This window comes from Henriciella sp. (assembly GCF_049649345.1).
GTDB lineage: Bacteria > Pseudomonadota > Alphaproteobacteria > Caulobacterales > Hyphomonadaceae > Henriciella.
Genome location: NZ_JBARZC010000183.1, coordinates 1 through 2097, shown reverse-complemented (window position 1 = coordinate 2097; position 2097 = coordinate 1). Strand labels below are relative to the sequence as shown.

The 2097-nt window shown below is 59.8% G+C and carries 3 protein-coding genes; all 3 read left to right on the top strand.

The annotated features are described in order from the left end of the window. The coding region (locus WA989_RS04570; RefSeq protein WP_424339325.1) for a type II 3-dehydroquinate dehydratase at nucleotides 1-183 on the top strand (183 nt) is incomplete at its 5' end. A gap of 13 nt (nucleotides 184-196) precedes the next feature. Then, on the top strand, nucleotides 197-667 hold the full coding sequence (accB, locus tag WA989_RS04565) for an acetyl-CoA carboxylase biotin carboxyl carrier protein (protein WP_424339324.1): 471 nt from the start codon (nucleotides 197-199) through the stop codon (nucleotides 665-667). Between the two features lie 10 nt (nucleotides 668-677). Beyond that, the gene (gene accC / locus WA989_RS04560) at nucleotides 678-2018 is read left to right on the top strand and encodes an acetyl-CoA carboxylase biotin carboxylase subunit (RefSeq protein ID WP_424339323.1); all 1341 of its coding nucleotides are present in this window, start codon (nucleotides 678-680) and stop codon (nucleotides 2016-2018) included. Nucleotides 2019-2097 lie beyond the last annotated feature (79 nt).

Below are 2097 nucleotides of genomic sequence, written 5' to 3'. Positions count from 1 at the left end.
CTGCACGATGCACTGCGTGCTTGCACCCTGCCTGTCATTGAGGTTCACCTGTCAAATCCAGCCGCAAGGGAGCCCTTCCGGCAAACCAATTATGTAGCGCCGACGGCCACTGCTACCATTGCAGGGCTCGGGGCACGCGGGTATCACCTTGCACTAGATGCCGCGATAAAAATGACAGCTTGAGGACACATTATCTATGAGCACGGCAAAGAACGGCCTTGATACCGGCCTTGTCAGAGAACTTGCCTCCATCCTGCGGGACGCAGATCTTGGGGAAGTCGAAGTCGAACATGAAGGCCTGCGCATCCGGGTCAGCAAGTCCAGTCCATACACACCGGCACCCGTACAGTATGCCGCTCCAGCGGCGGCTGCCCCGGCTCCAGCCGCGCCAGCCACCGCAACTGCAGCCACACCGGCCCCTACGGCGGCGCACGCCAATGCCGTCACCAGCCCGATGGTCGGTACGGTCTATCTCTCGCCTGAGCCGGGCTCAAAAGCGTTCGTCGCTGTTGGCGACAAGGTCAAGAAGGGCGACACGCTGATGCTGGTCGAAGCCATGAAGACCTTCAACCCGGTCGAGGCGCCAGCCGGCGGCACCGTCAAAGAAATTATCGTGTCCGACGCCCAGCCTGTGGAATTTGGCGAACCGCTGATCGTTATCGAATAGGGTCGATCTTATGATTGAAAAAGTCCTGATCGCCAATCGAGGCGAGATCGCCCTGCGTATTCACCGGGCCTGCAAGGAGATGGGCCTGCAAACGGTCGTCGTGCACTCCGAAGCAGACCGCGACGCAATGGCGGTCCGCCTTGCAGATGAAAGCGTCTGCATCGGCCCGGCGCCCTCTTCGGAATCCTATCTGAAAAAGTCACGTATCATTGCCGCGGCCGAAATCACCAATGCCGACGCGATCCATCCGGGCTACGGCTTCCTATCGGAAAATGCGCAATTCGCCGAAATGGTCGAGGCGCACGGCATCATCTTTATCGGCCCGAAGCCCGAGCATATCCGCACCATGGGCGACAAGATCGCCGCCAAGAAGGCCATGATCGAGGCCGGCGTGCCGTGTGTCCCCGGCTCCGATGGCGGCGTCACGAGCATGAGCGACGCCAAGAAGATCGCCAAGAAGATCGGTTATCCGGTGCTCGTCAAAGCGGCAGCTGGCGGCGGCGGTCGCGGCATGAAAGTCGCCAAGACCGAGAAAGAGCTCGAAAACGCGATCCGCACCGCCAAGACAGAGGCCAAGGCCGCGTTTGGCGATGATGCGGTCTATCTCGAGAAATATCTCGGCAAACCGCGCCATATCGAGATCCAGGTGATCGCCGACAGCCATGGCAATGTCGCCCATCTCTGGGAGCGTGACTGCTCACTGCAGCGCCGCCACCAGAAAGTCTTCGAGGAAGCCCCGTCCCCTGCCCTCAACCAGGCGCAGCGCGAAGAGATCGGCTCAATCGTTGCCAAGGCTGTTGCCAAGATCGGCTATCTTGGGGCCGGCACGATGGAGTTTCTCTATGAGGACGGCAATTTCTATTTCATCGAGATGAATACCCGCCTCCAGGTCGAGCACCCTGTCACAGAGATGATTACGGGCATTGATCTGGTACGCGAACAAATCCGCATAGCCGACGGAAAGAAACTGTCTTTCAGCCAGGAAGATGTTCTGCTTGTCGGCCATGCGATCGAGTGCCGGATCAATGCCGAGCACCCGGAAACCTTCATGCCGTCGCCCGGCACGATCACCGAATTCCATGCCCCTGGCGGGCCGGATGTCCGTGTCGATAGTGCTGCCTATGCCGGTTACCGGATCCCGCCCAATTATGACAGCATGATCGGCAAGTTGATCGTGCACGGGCGCACGCGCAATGAGTGCGTGATGCGTCTGCGACGGGCGCTCGACGAGATGGTCGTCGGCGGGGTCGAGACGACCCTTCCGCTGCACCGCCGCCTGGTCGATGCCAAGGATGTCGTTGACGGCGTTTACAATATCCACTGGCTGGAAAAATTCCTCGCCAAAGACTGACCACGCCCATGCGCCATGTCTGAACGCATCGATACGGACTTCGTCCTCGACTTTTACAGGCGCGGCGTCTTCCCGATGG